Genomic DNA, 16881 nt, shown 5'->3' with positions numbered 1-16881 from the left:
CGAAAAATCAATCTCTTGAGAATGATTTTCAGTTCTGCGCAAGGTGATTTACGAATCAAAAGACGGTGCCAAACTATAAGAACTTTTTATCATTCCTTGGGTCTGGCAGCCGTCTTTGGGCTTAGTTCTACAGATTATATTGAGATGAGTCAGATGCTCATGGCACTATAAGCTTCGCGGAAGCGCGGAGCGACGTTTCTTTTCATGAAATCTTGTCCGGCGAAATTGTCCATCAAGATGGCCTGTGCTTTTTCGCCCATGTCTTTGCTCACGACAACAGACACGCTGTTGTTGTCGCTTCCGTATGAAATCATCAGGATGGGGATGTCTTTAAGCAGGTCGATGACTTTGACTTCCACGTTTTCCTTTTCCTGGTCGAACTGGCCGATGATATGGATGACGGAAATGTCTTTTTCCACACTGACGGAAGCGAATTGGGACAGTTGGTTTTCCATTTGGTGGAAAGTCTCGGAACTCAGTTCCACGGCCATGGAGATATTGACACTGGAAGAGGAAATGAGGTGTATAGGAGTCTTGAAGTCCCCACAGACGGCCATCACTTTGGTCAGGAATTGGAACGGCATGAGGTTTCCTGATGAATGGATCTGTAAATAATCTGCATTTTTCCGTGTAACAACTGCTTTAATCTGGTTCATGGTTGATGTTTTTGTAATAGTGATTGTTTGTTTATTGGGATTATAATAATTGGATATACGTAGGTTGATTCCGTGTTGTCCGGCTAAATCCAGACAAGCTTTCGGAACGAGGTTGAAACCGGCATTGATGATGCTTTTGGCTTCGTTATATGTGATGGTATAGTCTTTGAACTGACTGCATACGTCTTCGTCGGGTGAAGCCGAAGACATTTGTTTCGTGGTATAAAATGTAAGTTCCTCGGCATGGAACAAGGTCGCGATGTGGGTCGCATAAAGCGTACGGAGCTTTGCGGGCATCAATATCGTCTCTTCGAGGCCGTTCTTGCAGATACGAGCCGGGAGAATGCTGACGGTTGCGTCTTGGTCCTGTATGAGTGTCCGGAGGCATTCGGCACTTTTTTCGGTGTCTATCTTTGAATTGCTACCGATACAAACGAAAAGTGAAGGGTCTAAGAGGGACACATTCACTTTCAGGTGTTTAAAGTAAGAATAGATGATGAGACCTGAAAGACGTTCGGTGAAAGAGAGAAGCTCTTTGTCCTTAATTTGGTTTAACGGACGGTTGACGAACGAATGGAGGGTTTGGAAAAGGTTTTCTATGACTGAGCTTGTGGCAGGGCAGCCTTCGGGGGCATCTGCAAGCCGCGAAATAAACTCGGCTGTTTTTGTTTTCAGCCCGTCAATCAGGGACGGGATTTTTCCCAAGTCGAAATTATACAGGGAAATGGCGATGTCTTGCATCTGGTCTTTAATCCATGGGAAAGACGGAGGGATGAGAACCACTTGCTCCCCTAAAGGGACGTACGACGGTATTTGCCGGACATCTTCAATGGATGTGATAGTTTCAAAACTATAAATTTTCATATTTTTCTGTTTATTAAATTCCTCTTTAGTCTTTATTCTTCTTTTTCTTTCTCAAATTGGAAGTGGTTTTTCCAAAATGAAAGGGTGGGCGCATTCGCGGAATGTATTCAACCTTTTGTAAATCAGTTCTTTTTTATTTTTTCATGCTCTTTCGTTTGATAACCTTTATTTCATATACATATATGATACCACCGTGCCGGAACGGAGTGAGGTGGCAAGTGGGGGCGGACGATGGTATCGGGGGGGGAGCGGTAGGGGAGGGGAAAGCATGCTGTTTGGGGGCAACTCCATATATATAATAAGGTATAGGAAAATAAGGCTTTCACGTGTTTTTTTCAAATCGGGGGTGCTCTTTTTCAAAATGGAAGTCGTTTTACCTCTTGCGGAAAGCCTTGGCGGGATGCTATATGGTTGTAAAACAGTAGGGTAAAGCATAAAACATGTTTTTTGGCATGGTTTTGGTCTAATAGGAATGCGATAAGTTAAAGTATTAATTAAAAAACAAAAGGATTATGGAATTATTTTCATTTGGGTTTCTGGCCTGCTTGGTAAGCGGCTTCCTCTGTTTCTGGTTGTTCTGGAAATGTGTGGATTGGTTTGAGAAGATTTAATTTTTAAAAAGTAGGTATTATGTACACAGCGTTATTTATTGTCAGTGTAGTGATGTTCGGCTATTTGATGTATGTGCTCGTCAAGCCGGAAAAGTTCTAAAAAACATTTTTTTTGATTTAGCAGTATTATGAATACAGAAATTTTAGGTGTAGTTGCACAGATTGTATTGTTGGTGGTATTGAGCTATCCGCTCGGAAAGTATATCGCTAACGTATATAAAGGTAAAAAGACGTGCTTGGATTTCATGAAGCCGATTGAAACGGCTATTTATCGTTTCTCCGGTATCAATCCCGAAGAGGAAATGAATTGGAAACAATTCTTGCGTGCATTGTTAATCGTGAACCTGTTCTGGTTTATTTGGGGTATGCTTTTATTGGTACTTCAGGGGTATCTCCCGTTAAACCCGGATGGAAATGCCGGGCAGACAGCCCATCAGGCATTCAATACTTGTATTTCGTTCATGGTGAACTGTAACGAGCAGCATTATAGCGGTGAGACTGGTTTGACTTATTTGACTCAGTTGTTCGTCATCATGTTGTTCCAGTTCGTGACCGCAGGTACGGGTATGGCTGCCATGGCCGGTATCATGAAGGCATTGGGAGAAAAGACCACGAAGACTATCGGTAACTTCTGGAAATACTTGGTATTGAGCTGTACTCGTATCTTGTTCCCTCTTTCCTTGATCGTAGGTTTTATTCTGATTACCCAAGGTACCCCGATGGGCTTCGACGGAAAGATGGAAATTACCACAATGGAAGGTAATACACAGAATGTTTCACAAGGTCCTACGGCAGCTATCGTGCCTATCAAACAATTGGGTACGAACGGTGGTGGTTACTTCGGTTGTAACTCTTCTCATCCATTGGAAAACCCGACTTATTTGTCCAACATGACGGAATGTTGGTCCATCCTGATTCTTCCGATGGCTATGGCTTTTGCGTTCGGTTTCTATATCAAGCGTAAAAAACTGGGTTATTCCATTTATGGCGTAATGTTGTTCGCTTTCTTGGTAGGCGTATGTATCAACGTATATCAGGAGATGAACGGTAACCCGCGTATCGATGCCATGGGTATCGCTCAGGACAATGGTGCCATGGAAGGTAAGGAAGTGCGTCTGGGTGCAGGTGCCACGGCTTTGTGGAGCATCGTTACCACGGTAACTTCTAACGGGTCTGTAAACGGTATGCATGACTCAACCATGCCTATTTCCGGTTTGATGGAGATGTTGAACATGCAGATTAATACATGGTTCGGCGGTGTCGGTGTAGGATGGATGAACTACTTCACCTTTATCATTATCGCAGTGTTCATCAGCGGTCTGATGGTCGGCCGTACACCGGAATTCCTTTGCCATAAGGTCGAGGCACGTGAAATGAAGGTGGCTTCCATCGTGGCATTGCTTCATCCTTTCGTTATCCTTGTGGGTACGGCGTTAGCAGCTTACTTGTATGTACATGCTCCGGCTTTCGTGGAGAATGAAGGAGGATGGTTGAACAACCCGGGCTTCCACGGCTTGAGTGAGATGTTGTATGAGTTCACCTCAGTGGCTGCAAACAACGGTTCCGGTTTTGAAGGATTGGGTGATAACACTTGGTTTTGGAACTATTCTTGCGGTATCGTTTTGATTCTGAGCCGTTTCATTCCTATTGTAGGACAGGTGGCCATTGCCGGTCTGTTGGCAAGCAAGAAATACATTCCTGAAAGCGCAGGTACGTTGAAGACTGATACCGTTACATTCAGCGTGATGACTTTCGCTGTAATCTTCATCGTGGCAGCCTTGTCATTCTTCCCGGTTCACGCATTGAGTACGATTGCAGAACATTTCAGTTTATAAAAGATTATTTAAGGATAAGATAAAGTATGAAAACTAACAATAATACTTCCCTCTTCCAAAGGGATCAGGTAATGGAAAGCTTGAAACAGTCTTTTGTCAAGCTGAATCCCAAGATAATGGTGAAGAACCCGGTCATGTTCACCGTAGAGATTTCTACTCTGATCATGTTCATCGTGACCATCTTCTCGGCTACGAACGATTCACAGGGTTCCTTTGCATACAACCTTTTGGTCTTCATCATCCTGTTGGTGACTTTGCTGTTCGCCAATTTCGCAGAGGCAATTGCTGAAGCCCGCGGTAAGGCTCAGGCCGACAGCTTGCGCAAGACCCGCGAAGAGACTCCGGCCAAGTTGAACGTGAACGGACAGATCAAGACCGTGAGCAGTTCACAGTTGAAGAAAGGCGACGTGTTTGAATGCGAGGCAGGCGACGTGATTCCGGCCGACGGTGAAATCATCGAAGGTTTGGCTTCTATCGACGAGAGTGCCATCACCGGTGAATCTGCTCCGGTAATCCGTGAGGCAGGTGGCGACAAGAGTTCCGTTACCGGTGGTACGAAAGTACTTTCCGACCATATCAAAGTCGTTGTGACCAGTCAGCCGGGCGAGAGCTTCTTGGACAAGATGATTGCTTTGGTGGAAGGTGCAAGCCGCCAGAAGACTCCGAATGAAATCGCCCTGACGATATTATTGGCCGTGTTCACTCTGGTATTCTTGATTGTCTGCATTACCTTGAAACCCTTTGCCGACTATTCCAATACGGTGATTACCATTGCAGCTTTCTGTTCTTTGTTCGTTTGCCTGATTCCTACGACCATCGGCGGTCTGCTTTCTGCTATCGGTATTGCCGGAATGGACCGTGCTTTGCGTGCCAATGTGATTACCAAATCCGGTAAGGCTGTGGAAACGGCCGGTGACATCGACACTTTGCTGTTGGACAAGACCGGTACGATTACAATCGGTAACCGTAAGGCTACGGAATTCTATCCGGTTGCCGGCATGGATAAGCATGCGTTTATCGAAGCTTGTTTGATGTCTTCCGTATCGGATGATACGCCGGAAGGTAAGTCAATCATTGAATTGGGACGTGAAATGGGCGTACGTATGCGTACCCTGAACACCGAAGGCGCACACATGATTAAGTTTACGGCCGAGACGAAGTGCTCCGGTATCAACTTGAAAGACGGTACAGAAATCCGCAAAGGTGCTTTCGACGCTATCCGTCGTATCGCCATGGAAGCCGGTAACAAGTTCCCGAAGGATACGGAAGATGTTATCCAGGCAATTTCTGCAAACGGTGGTACTCCGTTGGTGGTTTGCATCGACAAGAAGGTTGCCGGTGTCATCGAATTGCAAGACGTCATCAAACCGGGTATCGAAGAACGTTTCGAGCGTTTGCGCAAGATGGGTGTGAAGACGGTAATGGTAACTGGTGACAACCCGTTGACCGCTAAATATATAGCTGAGAAAGCCGGTGTGGACGACTTCATTGCTGAAGCCAAACCGGAAGACAAGATGAATTACATCAAGAAAGAACAGGCAGCCGGTAAGTTGGTGGCTATGATGGGTGACGGTACGAACGATGCTCCGGCATTGGCACAAGCCAACGTGGGTGTGGCCATGAACAGCGGTACTCAGGCTGCCAAGGAAGCCGGTAACATGGTCGACTTGGACAACGATCCGACCAAATTGATTGAAATCGTGGAAATCGGTAAGCAGCTGTTGATGACTCGTGGTACGTTGACGACATTCTCTATTGCCAACGACGTGGCCAAGTACTTTGCCATCATCCCGGCATTGTTCATGTTGACGATTCCTCAATTGGCTCCGTTGAACATCATGGGCTTGCACAGTCCTGAAAGTGCAATCCTTTCGGCTATCATCTTCAACGCCATCATCATTCCTATCCTGATTCCGTTGGCTTTGCGTGGTGTGGCTTACAAACCTATAGGTGCCAGTGCGCTGTTGCGTCGCAACTTGTTGATTTACGGTGTAGGCGGTCTTATCGCTCCGTTTGTCGGCATTAAGTTGATAGATTTATTCGTAGGATTATTCTTTTAATCAATAAACAGACAAAACAATGAAGAACTTTATAAAATCATTTCGTATAACGATAGCGTTCTGCATCTTCTTTTCGGTATTTTACATACTGGTATTGTGGATATTCGCACAGTTTGCAGGCCGCGGCGAGAATGGCAATGCAGAGACTGTGACCTTGAACGGTAAAGTCGTAGGTGCTGCGAATGTAGGACAGATGTTTACGTCAGACGTTTACTTCTGGGGACGTCCTTCAAGTGCTGGTGACGGTTACGATGCTACAAGTTCTGCCGGTTCCAACAAAGGTCCTACCAATGAGGAATATTTGGCAGAGGTGGAGGCCCGTGTGGATTCCTTCCTTGTACACCATCCTTATTTGAGCCGTGACGAAGTGCCGGCTGAAATGGTAACGGCCAGCGGTTCCGGTCTGGATCCCAATATCACTCCGGCTTGTGCATACGTACAGGTGAAACGTGTAGCCGAAGCTCGTGGCATGAGTGAAGACGAAGTGAAAGCCATAGTAGACCAAGCTGTGGAGAAGCCTCTGTTAGGTATGTTCGGAACAGCAAAGGTAAATGTACTGAAACTGAATGTGGCTTTAGACGAAGCAAATAAATAATAACAGTAGACAAGAAATGCCGTCATTGATGAAGTTCGGATATGGAAAAATACATTCGGGTAGCTTTGTCGGCGGAAGGAATAAACTGCTTCTCTCGTACTACCTTTGCCATGGCGACAGAGTCTGGAGGTTTTGGAGATATTCCCGTGCTTCATGGATGATGGCATTCTTTAAAAAAACAAGTGAAAAGTAAAACGACACAACACAACACTTTAATTAATTTATGAATATGAAAAGTTTTAAAAAAGTAGGATTGGTTTTAGGTGCAGCACTGTTAGTACCCGGCATGGCAAACGCAGGTGATTTTGTTGTCAGCGGAAAGGCTGATTTCGTAAGCGATTATATCTGGCGTGGTTTGGATCAAAACTCAGGATTCTCTATCCAACCCTCTTTGACGTTAAGCTACAAAGGCTTGAGCCTTAACGCATGGGGAAGCCAGACGCTTTCTAAATGGGGCGTGAATGACAATGGTGGCGGTGCAAAAGAATTTGATATCAACTTGTCATACGCCATCAAAGGTTTTTCCGTAACCGTATCGGATTACTGGTGGAGCGGAACCGACATGCCTTATGGTTACTATGAGGATGCCCATTATTTTGAAGGAACCTTGGCTTATAACTTCGGTGAGGCTTTCGATAAATTTGCATTGAACATTTCATGGAGTACGATGTTTGCCGGTGGAGATAAGTTCGTGTTGGGTGAAGATCCTACGGACAACAATAAGTTCTCTACTTATGTCAACCTTTCTTATCCAGTTTCATTACCGGCCGACATAACATTAACCCCGGCCTTAGGATTCACTCCTTGGAAGGGTATGTACAACGACAAAGCCGGTGTGACGGATGTTTCCATCAAAGCAAGTAAAGATATCCAAGTAACGGATAAATTTGCAATACCTGTCTTCGTACAGGCTCTTGTTGCCCCGGTCCATGACAGAACCTACCTTTTGGCTGGTTTTAGCTTGGGCTTCTGATTCTATTCGTAGTTTTCTCAGGGTTCCTCACGGAGCCCTGAGTTTTCTCTCTTATATATAAAGGCAAGTATGGACATTGACCTTTTTCTTTGTTTGGATATTACCTGACGCGTTATTGCCAGGTTTTATGGTGAATAGTCGTATTTAGGAATTTATTTGAAGATGAAATTATATATCGTTGCAAACAGATTGCCCGTAAAGGCTGTGCCTCGGCAAGACAGCTATACTTTCGTACGTAGTGAAGGAGGTTTGGCAACGGGGCTCGACTCCTTGCAGATTTCCATGGAGAAACATTGGATCGGCTGGCCGGGAGTTTGTGTCGATAATGTCCGTCAGCAGATAGAAATCCGACAGCATCTGGAGACGATGGATTTTCATCCGATATTTTTGTCGGAAGAACAGTATCATGATTACTACGAAGGATACAGCAATAGTACCATTTGGCCTTTGTGCCATTATTTCTTTTCCCATACTACGGTACGGAAAGAGTATTGGGAGTCTTACCAGAGAGTGAATGCTCTGTTTTGCGAAGAGATTTGCAAGCAAGTGGGTTCCGGCGATTGGGTTTGGATACAGGATTATCAGCTTATGCTTCTTCCAGGCATGTTACGGAAGCGGATGCCCAATCTTCACATCGGATATTTCCATCACATTCCGTTTCCCTCATACGAATTATTCCGTATATTGCCCGAACGGGCGGAATTGTTGAACGGTCTGATGGGAGCGGATTTTATAGGTTTTCATACACACGACTATATGCGCTATTTCATCAATGCTGTAGAGCGTGTATTACATATTAAGTTCGATTTGGACGAAGCCCAGACGGACAGCCGCATCGTGCGTGTAAACGCACTACCGATGGGCATAAACTATGAATTGTACAATCATTCGTCTGCCACGCCGAAAGTGTGGAGCGAGATAGAGAAAAAACGTATTCTTTTCCGCAACCACAAGTTGTTGCTGTCCGTAGACCGTTTGGATTATAGCAAAGGCATCCTGCATCGTTTGCAAGGGTTTGAGGCTTTTCTTGAACGTCATCCGGAGTACCAAGGAAAGGTGACGTTGGCCATGGTCATTGTGCCTTCGCGTGACCATGTGGAAAGCTATGCTGGGCTGAAAACAAAGATAGACGAGACCATAGGGCGGATTAACGGGCGTTATTCAGACATGAACTGGACGCCAGTCTGTTATTTCTATCATGGTTTTTCTTTTGAAGAACTTACGGCCATGTATTTCGTGGCAGACGTGGCCTTGGTAACCCCGTTGCGGGACGGAATGAACCTTGTGGCTAAGGAATATGTCGCTACAAAAGTCAACAATCCGGGGGTATTGGTATTGAGCGAGATGGCGGGTGCTGCCGTGGAGTTGGCCGATGCCATTCAGATAAACCCTAACGATACGGACCAGATAGCGGATGCTATTTTTACGGCATTGCAGATGCCTTATGAGGAGCAGGCAAAACGTATCAGTAAGATGCAGGCCATCCTTTCCGTCCAGACCGTCAACAAATGGGCGGCTGACTTTCTGGAAGAATGGAAAAACGTGGTGGACAAAAACCAATACTTGTCGGGGAAGTTACTTTCCACGAATTTGTTGAAACAGATAAAGGCTTTGTATACTCAGGCTCGGAGCCGTCTCATTTTGTTGGATTATGACGGGACGTTGGTGGGGTTCCAAAAGCGTCCGGAAGATGCCGTACCGACACCTGAGGTAATACGAGTACTTAAGGACTTGACCTCCGATCCGGCCAATCATGTGGTTATCAACAGCGGTCGCGACCACCAGACATTAGAGAAGTGGTTAGGCGTTCTGCCGGTTTCTTTTGCTGCGGAACACGGGGCCTATTATAAAGAGAACGGAGAATGGCATCAGACCAGTTACAAACCGGAATGGAGCCAAAGTATCCTGTCTATTCTGAACATGTTTGTGCATAAGACCCCGAAATCGCGTTTGGAAATAAAGGAGACGGCTTTGGCTTGGCATTACCGGGCGGTAGATTCCTGGTTGGGTGAACTGAGGGCACGCCAGTTGGTTCGGGCATTGGTATCCATTTGTTTGCAACATCGCCTGCAAATCTTGCAGGGGAACAAGGTGGTAGAAATCAAGCAGTCTAACTGTACGAAGGGTTCCGAAGTAAAACGATTGTTGCGTAAGGCGCATTATGATTTCATATTGGCTATGGGAGATGACACGACGGACAATGACATGTTTCGTGCCTTGCCGGATAGTGCCGTTACGGTGAAAATCGGAACGGTGTCGGAAGATGCCCGTTATAACCTGAAATCCCAAACGGATGCTTTGCCGATGTTGCAGGCTTTGGCCACGGGGGCACCTCTTCGTATCTCCTCGAATGGGAAACAAGGCCGTCGGGATTTAGGTGTGGTTTTACATTGGATGAAAAAACTGATTAAACGAAAATAGACATATCATGCAAAATTTGAACTACGGCGTAATCGGGAATTGCTCGACCGCCGCCCTCATATCGGAAAAAGGGGCTATTGAATGGCTGTGTTTTCCGGAATTTGATTCTCCTTCCGTATTTGCGGCCATATTGGACAGGCAAAAAGGGGGGCATTTTGGTTTTAAGGTGACTTCGGATTATAAGGTTACACAATCGTACGTGCCTCATACCAACATCCTGTCTACACATTTTGAGTCGGAAGAAGGAGCCTTCGACGTGGTGGATTTCATGCCTTGCTATCCTACCTCCGATGGAAAGGATTTCTACCGTCCGGCAGAGATTTACAGGTACATCCGTTGGGCGAAAGGCCGTCCCCGTATGAAGGTGGATTATCGTCCGGCTCCCAACTATGCGAGGGGAAAGACCATTTATAACGTGACCTCTCAATACGTCGAAACTTATTCGTCGTTGGAGAATAAGGATCGGCAATATTTATATTCGTCGTTGGACTTGAAGAAAGTCGTGAACCATGATGAAATCACCTTGGAAAAGGATGAGTTTTTTCTGTTTTCTTTCAATGAGAAGGTCATTCCGGTGGATATAGAACGGGAGAAACTGGAATATTGCCGCACTTTGGTGTATTGGCTGGATTGGACAGACCATGCCAAACGTTACACAAGGTATAACGAGGTAATCGAACGAAGCATGCTTGTATTGAAGCTCATGACCTACCGCAATGGGGCGGTGATGGCTGCCGTGACCACCAGCCTGCCGGAGACTGTAGGGGAGGTGAGAAATTGGGATTACCGTTTCTGTTGGCTGCGTGATGCTTCCATGGCCATCGAGACCTTGTTCAATATCGGCCATGTCAATTCAGCCCGTCGTTTCATGAAGTTCATCCAGTCTACTTTTATCACGACGCATAACTACCAAATCATGTATGGCATTCGTGGCGAAAGGGAACTGACGGAACTGACACTCGACCATTTGGCCGGTTACAAAGATTCGAAACCAGTGCGCATAGGCAACGATGCTTATCATCAGCGGCAGAATGACTCTTTCGGTTATCTGATGGACTTGATTTACCAGTACTATTGTCTGATGCCCGGGACCTTGGATGAAGTGGAAGACATGTGGGAGATGGTGAAGTGTATCGCCTTGACGGTTTGTGAGAATTGGCGCAAGCCGGATAAAGGTATTTGGGAAATCCGGGGCGAAGCGCAGCAGTTCGTGTCTTCCAAAGTCATGTGTTGGGTGGCATTGGACCGTGCAGCCAAGATTGCCGTGTTGCTGAACAAACATGGTTATGGAGAGCAGTGGGATGCCGAAGCTGCGTTGGTCAAGGAGGAAGTCTTCACATACGGGTGGAAAGAGGAACTGCAAAGCTTCTCCCAATGTTATGAAAACCAGGCATTGGATTCTTCCTTGTTGTTGATGGAACCATACGGTTTCATCAGTGCGGACGATGTACGTTACCATAAGACGGTACGGGCCGTGAAAGAAGCATTGATGCACAAGGGATTAATGTATCGTTATAACAGTAAAGACGATTTCGGTTTGCCGTCTTCTGCCTTTACGATTTGCACTTTCTGGTTGATTCGGGCTTTGTATGTCATCGGGCAGCGTGAGGAAGCCCGGTGTTTGTTCGAAGAAGTGTTAACCTATGGTAATCATTTGGGATTGTTCAGTGAAGATATTAACTTTGACACGAAAGAACTGTTAGGAAACTTCCCGCAGGCATATTCCCATTTGGCTTTGGTGAATACGGCCATTTTACTTTCACGAGAGAGTAAACAGTTGAAGCTTAAATAATAAAAGTATATGGAAGAAAACGAAAACGGTAACGCACAGCGCTTTCTGGAATTGATTCGTCGTTCCCGGCGGGGTAAGTTCAAGATTTACATCGGAATGATAGCCGGTGTGGGCAAGACTTACAGGATGTTGTCGGAGGCGCATGACTTGTTGAAGAACGGAATAGATGTGCAAATCGGTTACGTGGAGACCCATGGTCGTCCCGGAACGGTGGCCATGCTCGAAGGTTTGCCCGTGATTCCCCGCAAGAAAGTCTTTTATAAAGGAAAGGAAATCGAGGAGATGGATTTGGAGACCATCCTGCAAGCCCATCCCGAATTGGTCATCGTTGATGAGTTGGCGCATACGAATGTGGAGGGTTCCCGTAACACGAAGCGTTGGGAAGACGTGATGGAACTGTTGGATGCCGGCATCAATGTGGTTTCGGCTCTGAACATCCAGCATATCGAAAGTTTGAGCGAGGACGTGAAGAGCATTACGGGAATCAATGTGGCGGAGAGGGTGCCCGACAAAGTATTGCAGGAGGCCGATGAGGTGGTGAACATCGACCTGACGGCCGAAGACTTGATAACGCGCCTGAAAGCCGGGAATATTTATAAAAAGGAGAAAATACAGACCGCCCTCAATAATTTCTTTAAGACAGAGAATATCCTTCAGTTGCGTGAGTTGGCTTTGAAAGAAGTGGCTTTCAGGGTGGAACGCAAGGTCGAAAGCGAGGTGACACCTTTGGCACCGGCCCAGACGCGGCGTGAGAAAATCTTAGCTTGCGTGAGCAGCAATGAGCATACGCCGAGGCATATCATACGGAAAGCATACCGGCTGTCCACGCGTTACAGCACTTCCTTTATCGCTTTGCACGTGCAGACTCCCAAGGAAAGCCCGGACCGTATCAAGCTTTCTTCCCAACGTTATTTGCTGAATTATTTCCAGTTGGTGACCGAGTTGGGCGGAAAGGTAGAACAGATGTCCTCACCGAATGTGACCGACGCTATCGTGCAGTTTTGCAAAGAGAATCAGGTGACGACCGTATGTATGGGGCGTCCTGCGTTTGAGATGCCGGAAATGTTTTTTAAAATCGGACGGTACAAGCGTTTCTTGCAACAGTTGTCCGAGATGCGGATTGACTTAATTATTGTAGCATAATAAATCTCATTTAAAGATATGAAATTCGATATGAACATTAAGACCAAACTCACCGTGTCGATCGGTGTCTTGGTGGCCATGATTGTTTTGTTGGTGTCTTTGTCGGTGACGAATCTGCAAATACTGACAGCAACCGAACCGGACAGCCCAGCAGCCGAGCCGGGAATGAACCGTGCATTGACATGGATTATGATTATCGGTGGCATTTGCATTTGCATCGGTTTGTGGATTCTGTTTAAAATTCCCAACTCCATCAATTCTCCCTTTAAAAGTTTAGTGAAAGGTATCCTTGAGATAGCCAATCATAATTATGATGCCAAGTTGGACCTGAGAGGCGACAAGGAACTGGAAGAGGTGTCGAAGAATTTCAATAGGATGGCCAAACGGCTGAAAGATTATCACAACAGTACGATTTCGGACCTCATGGCTTCCAAACGTTATCTGGAAACCATCATCAATTCCATCAATGAACCCATCGTCGGTCTGGACAATGAGCAAATCATACTCTTTATCAACAATGAAGCGTTGAACATACTGAATTTGAAACGTGAGGACGTCATCCGGAAGTCGGCTCAGGAAATAGCCATGCGCAACGACCTGTTGCGTCGTCTGATTTGCGGAATGTGGGAAGATAAGAAGAAGGAACAGGAGGCACCGAAGTCCAAACGCGAGTCGTTGAAGATTTACGCCGACAACAAGGAGAGCTATTTCCAGGTGAAATATATGGAGATTACGATGCGCGGCAACGACGGAGTGACGATGGAGAAGAGGGGAGATGTAATCATGTTGAAAAACGTGACGGAATTTCAAGAGCTGGACACGGCCAAGACGACTTTCATATCCACCGTATCGCATGAGCTGAAAACCCCGATTTCAGCCATTATGATGAGCCTGCAACTTCTGGAAGACAAGCGTGTGGGAGGACTGAACCCCGAACAGGAGGAACTTTCGAGAAGCATTAAAGAGAATAGTGAACGGTTGCTCAGCATCACGGGCGAGTTGCTCAACATGACGCAGGTGGAGAGTGGAAAACTGCAACTGAAACCGAAGATTACCAAGCCTATCGAATTGATTGACTATGCTATCAAGGCCAATCGCGTGCAGGCTGAGAAATTCGGAATACAAGTGGAGGTGGACTATCCGGAGAAAATCGGGAAGCTCTTTGTCGACAGCGAGAAAATAGCTTGGGTGTTGACCAACCTGTTGAGCAATGCCGTCCGTTATTCGTCCGAGGCCGGTCGCGTGGTCATCGGGGCACGCCAACAGGACGACAACCATATTGCCATGTTTGTACAAGATTTCGGAAAGGGCATAGACCCGCGTTACCACGAAAGTATTTTCGAGCATTATTTCCGTGTGCCGGGAACGAAAGTGCAGGGAACCGGATTGGGTTTGTCCATTTCCCGGGACTTTGTGGAAGCCCACGGAGGAACACTTACGGTAGACAGCGAATTGGGAAAGGGCAGTGTCTTTACTATGGTTTTGCCTTGCTGAGGAAAGAATAATAGGAGTCGCATCCTTCTTTCAAAAAGCCGTATGATTTTGCAGCTTTTTGAAGGAAGGATGTTTTTTATTTATAAAGACAAAATGATTTTTTTGTCCGAAAGACATAAGAATCAGGCTTTTTTTGTAAGTTTGCAATATACAAAACAAGGAGGGACAGTTTATGACTACAATGGAATTGAATGCGGAACTTTTCCGCCAACTCAGTATTATAGCGGAGGACGAATCGTTGATGCGGAAGGCCGTGAAAGCCGTTACGCGCCTCGCCAAACAGAAAGAGACGGAAGAAACAGAGTATATCGGCAAAGAGGAAATCCTGAAAGGGATTGATGCGGGACTGAAAGAAGTGAAATTGACTCGAGAAGGTAAGTTGGCTCCGAAATTGGCAAGAGATTTTCTCAATGAATTATAAGATTATAGTAAAGCCATCATTTGAGCGGGAAGCCAAATGGTTGGCGAAACATTATGCTTCGTTTAAGAAAGATTATGCTGCTTTGCTTGATGAGTTGGAACGAAATCCTACCACCGGTACCGACTTGGGAGGAGGTTTGCGTAAAATCCGTATGCGTATCGCTTCTAAAGGAAAGGGGAAGAGCGGTGGGGCAAGGGTCATCACTTTCACGGTGGTAGTGGCCGTCGAAGAAACGGAAATCAACTTGCTTTATATTTACGACAAGGCGGAACGCGAATCAGTACCGGCCCATGAAATCGAGGCACTGCTTCGCAAAAACGGCTTGTAAGCCGTTTTTTTATAAGAACAACATCAGTACCACCTGACTGATTACCACACGCATGAACATACCCAACGGATAAACCGTGGCGTAACTGACGGAAGCGTCGTTGCCGGGAAAACTGTCGTTCACGTAATTCAAAGCCATGGGGTTGGCCATGCTGCCGCACAACATGCCGCAAGTGGAACCGAAATTCATCCCGCACATCCGCATGGCTACCACTGCCATCAGCAGCACCGGTACCACGGTGATAAGAAATCCGGAACCAATCCATATCGCTCCTTCCGGACGGACGACGGTCTCGAAGAAATGGGCACCCGCATCAATGCCAATACCGGCCAGATAGAGGGACAGCCCTATGCCGCGCAACATCAGGTTGGCACTGCGGGTCGTATAAATGCGCATGTGCAGGCGCGGGCCGAAACAGCCTACCAATATTCCCACGATAATAGGGCCGCCTGCCAACCCCATCTTTACCGGACTGCTGATGCCCGGCATGCTGAGCGGCACGGAACCCAACATCAATCCCAGCACGATGCCGATGAAAATGGCGGCCAGATTGGGTTCGCGCAGTGTGGTGACGGAGTTGCCCAATATGCCGGCCACGCGCTTGATGGCCGTTTTTTCGCCCACCACCGTCAGCCGGTCGCCTAATTGCAGGATGAGGTCGGGAGTGGCCAGAATTTGTACGCCGCTACGCAACACGCGGCTGATGTTGATGTCGTAAGTGTTGCGCAGGTGCAATGAACCCAAACGCTTGCCGTTGATTTCAGCTTGGGTCACTACGATGTGTTCCGACACTAAGTTACGGTCTATGCTGTTCCAGTCTATATCTTCCTGATTCCAATCCCGGTTTTCCTGTTCGCCGAACAACAGGGTTAGGGTCGGCATGTCTTTTTCCGTCGTTACGACCAGAATACGGTCGTTCTCCAAAAGCTCCGTGCTGCCGGTCGGGATAGTTACTTTTCCGTCTCTCCACAGGCGGGAGATGACGAATTTCGTATGGCTGTGTAGGGCCAAATCCTTGATGGTCTTATGGTAAATGCCCGGATTATGCAACTGGAACGCGGCAATGTACGGATGGTTGTGGTCTTCCGTCTCTTTTTCTTCCATGTCCGCCGGACGGGCAAGTATTTTCCGGATGACCAGAATGGCAAGGATGACTCCCACGACACCGAGCGGATAAGCCACGGCCGCCCCTAAGGCTGCGCTGCTGGATGGCTCTCCCATCTGCTTCAAGGTCTGTTGGGCCGCCCCGAGTGCCGGTGTATTCGTGGTGGCTCCGCACAGGACGCCCACCATGTCCGGCAAGGGAATAGACAGGCCATAGCTTAGAAGTACGGTCATGGCCGTTCCGATGAAGATTACTCCGAGGCTCAATAGGTTCAGTTTGATTCCTCCGTGCAACAAGGAACTGAAGAAACCGGGACCTACCTGCAATCCTAAGGCATAGACGAAAAGCACGAGCCCGAAACTTTCGGCATAGTTGAGCATGTCGGCATCCAGTGAAATGCCGAGGTGCCCGGCCAGAATGCCAACGAAGAATACAAAAGTGACTCCCAAGGATATTCCCCACACGTGCATCTTGCCCAACCACAACCCGGCGGCCGTAACCAATGACAACACCACAATGGCCTGTATGGCGCTATGCTCGAAAAACAAACTGTCAATCCATTCCATGCTGCAAAGGTATCACT

Annotated in this window: 13 protein-coding genes; 11 read left to right on the top strand and 2 right to left on the bottom strand. The window is 46.9% G+C overall.

Going from position 1 to position 16881, the window contains the following annotated elements; genetic code table 11:
* Positions 1 to 149: 149 nt before the first annotated feature.
* On the bottom strand, positions 150 to 1520 hold the full coding sequence (locus HMPREF9442_RS00220; protein ID WP_008623977.1) for an ACT domain-containing protein: 1371 nt from the start codon (positions 1518 to 1520) through the stop codon (positions 150 to 152).
* Positions 1521 to 2150: 630 nt separating this feature from the next.
* Here HMPREF9442_RS00220 and HMPREF9442_RS16890 point away from each other — a divergent pair.
* From HMPREF9442_RS16890 to HMPREF9442_RS00165, 11 genes are all read left to right on the top strand, one after another.
* Entirely contained in the window at positions 2151 to 2231 is an 81-nt protein-coding gene (locus tag HMPREF9442_RS16890) for a potassium-transporting ATPase subunit F (RefSeq protein WP_040602402.1), read from the top strand.
* A 28-nt stretch (positions 2232 to 2259) separates the two neighbouring features.
* A complete protein-coding gene (gene kdpA / locus HMPREF9442_RS00210; RefSeq protein ID WP_008623975.1) occupies positions 2260 to 3966 on the top strand; it encodes a potassium-transporting ATPase subunit KdpA in 1707 nt (568 codons plus the stop codon).
* A 26-nt stretch (positions 3967 to 3992) separates the two neighbouring features.
* Positions 3993 to 6026, top strand: coding sequence for a potassium-transporting ATPase subunit KdpB (gene kdpB / locus HMPREF9442_RS00205; protein WP_008623973.1), 2034 nt, complete (start codon positions 3993 to 3995; stop codon positions 6024 to 6026).
* A gap of 19 nt (positions 6027 to 6045) precedes the next feature.
* Positions 6046 to 6621, top strand: coding sequence for a K(+)-transporting ATPase subunit C (locus HMPREF9442_RS00200; protein ID WP_008621595.1), 576 nt, complete (start codon positions 6046 to 6048; stop codon positions 6619 to 6621).
* Positions 6622 to 6844: 223 nt separating this feature from the next.
* Positions 6845 to 7594: a TorF family putative porin gene (locus HMPREF9442_RS00195; protein ID WP_008623969.1), complete on the top strand. Its 750-nt coding sequence runs from the start codon at positions 6845 to 6847 to the stop codon at positions 7592 to 7594.
* Positions 7595 to 7756: 162 nt separating this feature from the next.
* Entirely contained in the window at positions 7757 to 10015 is a 2259-nt protein-coding gene (locus HMPREF9442_RS00190) for a bifunctional alpha,alpha-trehalose-phosphate synthase (UDP-forming)/trehalose-phosphatase (RefSeq protein ID WP_008623967.1), read from the top strand.
* A gap of 7 nt (positions 10016 to 10022) precedes the next feature.
* A complete protein-coding gene (locus HMPREF9442_RS00185; protein WP_008623965.1) occupies positions 10023 to 11807 on the top strand; it encodes a glycoside hydrolase family 15 protein in 1785 nt (594 codons plus the stop codon).
* A gap of 9 nt (positions 11808 to 11816) precedes the next feature.
* Positions 11817 to 12950, top strand: coding sequence for a sensor protein KdpD (locus HMPREF9442_RS00180; RefSeq protein WP_008623963.1), 1134 nt, complete (start codon positions 11817 to 11819; stop codon positions 12948 to 12950).
* Between the two features lie 30 nt (positions 12951 to 12980).
* The gene (locus HMPREF9442_RS00175) at positions 12981 to 14444 is read left to right on the top strand and encodes an ATP-binding protein (RefSeq protein ID WP_172604747.1); all 1464 of its coding nucleotides are present in this window, start codon (positions 12981 to 12983) and stop codon (positions 14442 to 14444) included.
* A 172-nt stretch (positions 14445 to 14616) separates the two neighbouring features.
* The gene (locus HMPREF9442_RS00170; protein ID WP_008623962.1) at positions 14617 to 14865 is read left to right on the top strand and encodes a hypothetical protein; all 249 of its coding nucleotides are present in this window, start codon (positions 14617 to 14619) and stop codon (positions 14863 to 14865) included.
* Positions 14855 to 15193 (top strand): type II toxin-antitoxin system RelE/ParE family toxin, encoded by a 339-nt coding sequence (locus HMPREF9442_RS00165; protein ID WP_008623961.1) that lies wholly within the window; start codon positions 14855 to 14857, stop codon positions 15191 to 15193. Before HMPREF9442_RS00170 ends, HMPREF9442_RS00165 begins: the two co-directional genes overlap by 11 nt.
* Before the next feature lie 9 nt (positions 15194 to 15202).
* Here the strand turns inward: HMPREF9442_RS00165 and HMPREF9442_RS00160 are convergent, their stop codons facing one another.
* A complete protein-coding gene (locus tag HMPREF9442_RS00160) occupies positions 15203 to 16864 on the bottom strand; it encodes a putative transporter (RefSeq protein WP_008623960.1) in 1662 nt (553 codons plus the stop codon).
* Positions 16865 to 16881: the final 17 nt, after the last annotated feature.

Origin of the sequence: Paraprevotella xylaniphila YIT 11841, assembly GCF_000205165.1 — a bacterium.
GTDB classification, from domain to species: domain Bacteria; phylum Bacteroidota; class Bacteroidia; order Bacteroidales; family Bacteroidaceae; genus Paraprevotella; species Paraprevotella xylaniphila.
The sequence above is the reverse complement of the archived record's forward strand: the minus strand, read 5'-3'. Positions and strand labels throughout refer to the sequence as shown.